Below are 6,484 nucleotides of genomic sequence, written 5' to 3'. Positions count from 1 at the left end.
GCCCCTACGAAGACCGGGCTGACGGTGGCCGGAAGCCTGTCCCGCGTTCCTGAGCGGACACCCCGCCCGGCTCGTTGGAGCGGGGCGGGGGATTGCTGGATCACAGGTCGCGCGCGTCGATGCGGGCGTCGAGGATCTTGGCGATCTTTTCCTTGCTCTCTTCCAGGTGGGCCCGGGACAGGTCGTCGAGCTGGGCACCCTTGGTTTCGAGGGTCTTGGTGATGCGGGCGGCGACGTCCTTGAGGTGGAGTCGCGCCAGGGCGCGGGCGTCGGCGGGGACGGTGTTTCCACCGCCGCCGCGGCCGAGGACGACGACGAAGCTGGCGCCGTCGCCGAGGCCGGAGTTGCCGGTGCCGACGACCATCGTCCCCAGGCGACGCAGGTGCTCGCGCTGGAGGTTGCGACGGATGGTGGAGAGGGCCGGCTTGGGGTTCTTCTCGTCCTTGGCCGGCAGGTTGTCCAGGTCGCTCCAGACGCCGTCGGTCAGGGCGCGGAAGAGTTCGTCCATCCGGAGCGGGGTCGCGCCGGGGTCGGCCTGAAGCTCCTGGTTCTGGAGCCGCGACAGGGTGGCGCCGCTGAGGCAGTGGCCCAGGACGATCCGCTGGATGCCCAGGATCCGCTCATAAACCGAGATGTCCGCGTTCGGACCGCTGAAGACCCCCTCGTTCCCCCAGTGCATCCAGCGCTCGTTGCCGAGGCGCCGCATCACGGCCGGGGAGAACGTGAAATCCTTGTCGGTCAGGACGTGCTCGGAGAGGAACTTCAGGCACTCGCGCTGCTTGTCGCCGGGGACCGGCTGGATCGGGTCGCGGGCGTCCTTGTCGGCCTTGTGGTCGCGCGAGACCGACTGGCCGGCGACGTACTGCGAGGCCAGGGTCGCGGCGTTGCCCCACTGGTTGAGCAGGACGCTGAACGCCCGACGCATCCGGGCCCAGGGCTCACCGTCCTTGACGACGCGGCCGTCCAGATCCTTCATCAGCTCGCTCGCCAGCGCGATGCGGCTCTTGGAGAACTCGCAGGGGTCGGCGCCGAGGTCCCAGCGGTTGACGTAGGGGTCGTCGTTCAGGACCACGTCCTCGTCGGTCGCGTAGGCCAGGTCCTTCTCCGCGGCCCGCGAGGCGATCTTCTTCAGCTCGGCCGCCTCGTCGCCGTCGACCTGCTTGTAGCCGTACTCGATGGCCCAGTAGTCGTAGGGCCCCAGGGTCGTCGTGTAGTAGTCGCCCTGCTTCGCTCCCTTGGGGGCGAGGTTCACCGGAGCGTAGTCCATGACGCTGCCGACAAGGCCCTTCTCATGCGTGACGGCCGTGTCGTTGAGCTTGTCGGCGGGGAGCATCGTGCTCGACTTGAAGTTGTGGCGGAGGCCCAGCGAGTGGCCGACCTCGTGCATCACGATCGACTTGATCGCCTGGCTGACGAACTCCTCGGGAAGCTCATCCTTGGTCTCAGCGCGACGACGCAGCATCTCGATCCGAGGATCTTTCTTCTCGTCGTCCTTCTTCTCGCCGTCCTTTTTCTCCTCTTCCTTCTTCTCGCCGGCGGGCGGGGCCTGTTCGGCGGCGAAGCTGACGGCGGCCAGGCTGAGGTCCTGGGTGAAGCCCTGCAGACGCTGGCAGAAGCCGCGAGCCTGCGAGTTGCGGGCCAGGTTCCGAGCAAGCTGCCACTGGAGCGGGCCCTGATCGGCGGGGATGAACTCGGGGATCATCCGGCCGGGGGTCTGCTGGAGCGCTTCGAGGCCGAGGAGCGAGGGGGGCGTGGGGTCGCCGTAGCCGAGCTTCGAGGCCAGGATCGGGCTGACGACCTCGCCCAGGGCCAGCGGCGTGGACTGGGTCGAGCCGTCGGCGGCCGTCGTGTTGCCGACGAGCAGGGCGTATTCCTGCCGCCAGTGGCGGATGAAGCTTGAGTCGAAGATCACGTCGCCGTCGATGATTTCGCCGGTGATCGGGCTGGCGCGGAAGCAGGAGCGGGCCGCGCCCGACTCGCTGGCCACCCAGCGGAACGTGCAGTAGTTCGCGTCCTCGGGATCGAAGTCGTCGCGCCCGGCCTCTTGCCAGCGGACGGCCAGCGCGTTGCGGAAGCCGATCTTCTCGAACGCCTTGTTCCACTCCAGAATGCCGTCCTCGACGTAGGGGCGGTACTCCTGCGGGACGGTGTCTTCCACGTACCAAACGATCTGCTTCTTGGGGGGCGAAAGCTTGGCCCGGGGGTCGGACTTCTCCAGCCGCCAGCGGTCGATGTAGCGGACGAAATTCCCGTCCTGGCTGCTGCTGCCGAAGTCCTTGGCGGCCGAGAGGAAGTAGCCGACGCGGTCGTCCGCCACGCGCGGACGGTATCCCATGTCGGGGGCCTTCATGATGCTGTAGTGGACGACGATCGTCAGCCCGCGGGGGTCGGCCACGGCGCCCTCGCCGCGACCTCCTCGGCCGGCGGCGTAGGTCGTCTCAAGCTGCAGCTCCATGTTGTTCGGGAAGCCCTTGATCTTCTGCCAGGTCGTCCGCGAGCGGTCGATCGGTCCCAGGCCGAGCTGGGCGAAGTCGCTCATGAAGACGTCCGACAGGTCGATCAACGCCGCGCCGCCGCGCATCGGGTTGAGGGTGACGATCGGCAGGGCCTGGATGATCGAGTCGGTGTAGTTCTGCTTGACCGCCTTCTCGATGGGCGTCCCCGACGGAGCCTTGAAGTGGATGTTGCGGCGGATGATCTGGACCCGGTCGCCGACGCGCTTCAGGACGATCACCAGGTCGTCGTCGCCGGCCGGCATGCCGGTGTTGGCCATGCCGCGGGCGATCGTGACGGGGACCAGCAGCGGCTGGTTGTACTGGTCGGGACGGATCTCGGCGTAGAGGTGGTCGCCGGTCTTGTACAGGGTGAACAGGCCCTCGATCTTCTCCGCGTCCTTGGTGACGTCGTTGAAGTCGCGGAAGTTGCTCGACCCGCCGAACCGGGGGCCGCCCGGGCCTCCGCCCTGAGCGGCCCTCGCCGCGGCGATGGCCTCGCCGATGTCGATCTTCGCGCCGTCCTGCTGCTGTTGCGCCGGCGGCTGCGCCTGCTGCGCGCTCGCGGCCGGGATCGTCCCCAGCGCCAGCGAGGCCAAAACCCCGAAACGACCGATGCGACTCATGAAGCCCTCCTGGAACCGTGGATGTGATGCCCTGGGATGTCGCTCAACGGGATGACGAAGGGAGCGCACGTCGACGACCGCGTCAAAAGGGTGGGAATGAAGCGGGGGCGCCGCCGGGGAGAGGGCGTCCCGTCGACGAGACCGCCCGGCCTTCTCCAGGACGTGCGACCCGTCCATCCTGCCTAACGCATTCGGTTTTTGCAACCTCGGCAATCGGCGCGCGGACGCCCGCCGCCGCCCACTCTGACGGGGTTTACGATTGCAGCGGATGAAGGGTTCGCTGGAGCCGCTGACGCTCGCTCATTCGATGGCGTCGAGAGCCTTCCGCGCCAGCTTCATTGGATTGAACCACTCTGAGTTCGACATGACCGCAACCCCCTTGCCGGTCTGAGGGTTGAGGAGCAGGCCGGTGCGGCTCTTCTCCTGGCTGCCGTCGTGGCCGACGAGTTTCCGGCCGTCATCGAGTTCGTGGATGAAGAACCCATAGCCGTAGGGCTTCGCGCCGGTGGGGTCGGACGGCTTGTTGGGCGTCCACATCGCCCGCTCGGTCTCCTGGTCCACGACTTTGTGCTGGATCAGCCCGACGCCGAATCGCGCCAGGTCGACGGCCGGCGAGGTGAAGCCGCCGCCTCCCAGCTTCCAACTGACGTCGTGCTCCGGATCGCGACGGACGATCTTGCCCTCGTTTTTGTGGTAACCGGCCGCCCGGTTGGGGATGGCTTCCCACTGGTAGTCGGGGCGGAAGTCCTTCATGCCGAGCGGCTCCGCGATCCGTTTGTGAACCTGGTCGGCGTAGCGCTCCCCTCCCGCACGCTCGACGACGGCCGCCAGCAGCATGAAGCCGTGAGTCGTATACGAGTATTTCGTGCCGGGCGGGCAGATCAGCGGCGATTCCTTGAACTCGTCCAGGGCCTTCACCACGTCGGCGAAGGGGTGCGGATCGGTGTAGGTCTGGAACGTTCGAACGACGGGGCCGTTCGTGTAGTGGACGATCCCCCCCTGGTGGCAGAGCAACTCGCGGGGCGTGATCTTCACGCCCTTGTCGGGAAACTCTGGGACGTACGATCGGACGTCGGCGTCGAGGTCGAGCTTCTTCTTCTCCGCCAGTTGCAGCGCCGCGACGGCCGTCACCGGCTTGGAGATGGAGGCCCAGCGGAACTGTGTTTTCGCGGGATCTACCGGCACGTCGGCCTCGCGATCGGCATGGCCGTAGCCTCGCGACCAGGCGATCTCGCCGCCGTCGATCACGACCACCGCCAGGCCGACCGCCTCCTGTGCGGCGAACTCCGCCTGGGCGAGGGCGTCGACGCGTTCCGCCTTCGGATAAACCGGGGCCTGGGCGAACGCGGGCGAGGCGGCCAGCAGGAACGCGAACGCAAGGTGACGAATCATGGCGGCTCCGTCGACGGTTCGAGGGCGGTTGACTCTCAGATGGCGTGCACGGCGTCGTCCAGTTCCAGGGTGCCCTCTTCGCGGAGGTGCTCAGCGATCGCGATCAGCTTGCGGCGACCCTCGGCGAGCGGCGCGGGGAGGTCCGACTCGGGGACGCTTTCCAGAGTCTTCAAACCGGCAACGGGGCGGTCCATGCGGCGGATCAGCAACTCGGCCAGCTTGAGGCGGATCTTGGGGGAGGGGAGCATCGACTCGTCGAGATAGGCCTGCATGACCCCCGCGGCGTCTTCCCACTGCTGGGCCGCGGCCAGGGCTTTGATCAGGTCGAGGCGTTCGGGGTCGGGGGGCCGCCACGACGGCCGCTTGCGACGCATCGCCCGATAGAAGCCCATCGCGGCCTCGGTCTCGCCGGCGTCAAGGTGCTCGCGCAAGGTCCTCAGCGCGGCGGCGTCCGGATCCTCGCCGGCCGCCCGCGCCTTGCGTGCCTTCGACACCTTCTTCTGAACCTTCTCCGTGAACGAACGGTGCGTCTTGCGTTTGGTCGGCCGGTGCATGGTCCCCGTCCGACCGTGCTTCATTCGCGAGAGGAGGTCCCAGCCTTCACAGTCGACGAGGTCCAGCTTCAGCAGCACCAGCCCGAGGATCAGGCCCCCGACAGCGCCCGTCGCGTGGGCCATCGCCGAGGACGCCGAGAACCCATTCAGCGCCGAGAGCATAAGCTCCCACAGGATGTAGAAGGTCGAGAACCAGAGGATCGGGATCTCCGGCTGGAAGACCAGCAGCCGCATGAAGCCGGAGAGGAGCACGATGCAGTACAGATCGTTCCGGGGCGCCCAGATCATGCAGAGGGCCATCAGCCCGTAGATCGCGCCCGACGCCCCCAGCATGTACCGGGCCTCGCCGGGGTCGATGAGGATCTGGATCGTCGCGCTCTGAAAGACGCCCATCGCCAGGTAGACCGCCAGGAAGCCGATCGCCCCCAGCTTCCCCTCGACGATGATCCCGAACGCCCAGAGGAAGAGCAGGTTGCCGGCCAGGTGGAGGATGTCGGCGTGCAGGAAGATGTTCGTCACCCACTGCAACGGATGGACGCCGTCGCCGAGGTCCAGCAGGAACTCGCGGTGTTCGTGGGTCGGGTCGACGAGAAACGCCAGAACGCAGGCGACCATCACGCCGATGGTGGCGATGGGCCGGTGGTAGATCGGGGCGTCTGTCCCCCACGGGATGATCATGAGCGTCCCCGAGCGATTCTCACCAGAACTTCCACGCCTGGGCGGCGATCACGTAGACGCCCAGGACCAGGTTCGCGACCAGGTGGCTGATCACGCAGGCGGAAAGCGACTTCGTATAGGCCAGCAGCCCCGCCCAGATCAGGCCAGTGAGGAGTGCGGGGAGCCATTCGGGATGGGCCATCGCGAAGAGGGCGGCGGTCGCGCCGGCCGAGATCCACGTCACCTTGCCGACGGGGACCTTCCCGAAGTCCTGATCGATGATCCAGCGGTTGAGGAACGACCGCCAGAAAAGCTCCTCGAAGACCGGCACCAGCAGCACTAGGCCGAGCATCCGCACGGCGATGAACGCCCACTTCCCACCCGTTCCCAGCGTGTTGGGGTCGAACGCCTGGCGCGGGCCTCCCATGAACGGCAGGTTGGGATATCGGCCGTCGAGCCCGATCCAGAGCCCGATCACCAGGAACCCGAGAGCCACGGCCAGGACGATATCCAGCAGGCCCGGCATCGGCCGGAGGTCTTTCCAGGTCAACCGATAATGCCACATGATCGCCGCGACGATCGCCGCTTTCACCGCGTAGGCCGCCGGGTACCAGCTCGTCGAGGGGAGGTAGCCCTCCAGGCTCGACAGAGCGACGTAGGCGAACATCGGGGCGACGTAAGGGATGAAGTCGTGATCCTTCGCCTGGACGGCGTCGGGGCTGGATTCGAGCGTCTCGATAGGCGAGGACATCGGCGGTCTCCT

4 protein-coding genes are annotated in these 6,484 nt (G+C 67.2%); all 4 read right to left on the bottom strand.

Going from position 1 to position 6,484, the window contains the following annotated elements; genetic code table 11:
• Window positions 1-100 precede the first annotated feature (100 nt).
• Window positions 101-3,118, bottom strand: a complete 3,018-nt coding sequence (locus tag G5C50_RS27985) for a zinc-dependent metalloprotease (protein WP_165074358.1) — start codon at window positions 3,116-3,118, stop codon at window positions 101-103.
• A gap of 300 nt (window positions 3,119-3,418) precedes the next feature.
• Window positions 3,419-4,510, bottom strand: coding sequence for a serine hydrolase domain-containing protein (locus G5C50_RS27980; RefSeq protein WP_165074355.1), 1,092 nt, complete (start codon window positions 4,508-4,510; stop codon window positions 3,419-3,421).
• Between the two features lie 35 nt (window positions 4,511-4,545).
• On the bottom strand, window positions 4,546-5,742 hold the full coding sequence (locus G5C50_RS27975; RefSeq protein ID WP_165074353.1) for a rhomboid family intramembrane serine protease: 1,197 nt from the start codon (window positions 5,740-5,742) through the stop codon (window positions 4,546-4,548).
• A gap of 19 nt (window positions 5,743-5,761) precedes the next feature.
• Entirely contained in the window at window positions 5,762-6,472 is a 711-nt protein-coding gene (locus G5C50_RS27970) for a CAAX prenyl protease-related protein (RefSeq protein WP_165074351.1), read from the bottom strand.
• Window positions 6,473-6,484: the final 12 nt, after the last annotated feature.

This window comes from Paludisphaera rhizosphaerae (assembly GCF_011065895.1).
GTDB classification, from domain to species: Bacteria; Planctomycetota; Planctomycetia; order Isosphaerales; family Isosphaeraceae; genus Paludisphaera; species Paludisphaera rhizosphaerae.
The sequence above is the reverse complement of the archived record's forward strand: the minus strand, read 5'-3'. Positions and strand labels throughout refer to the sequence as shown.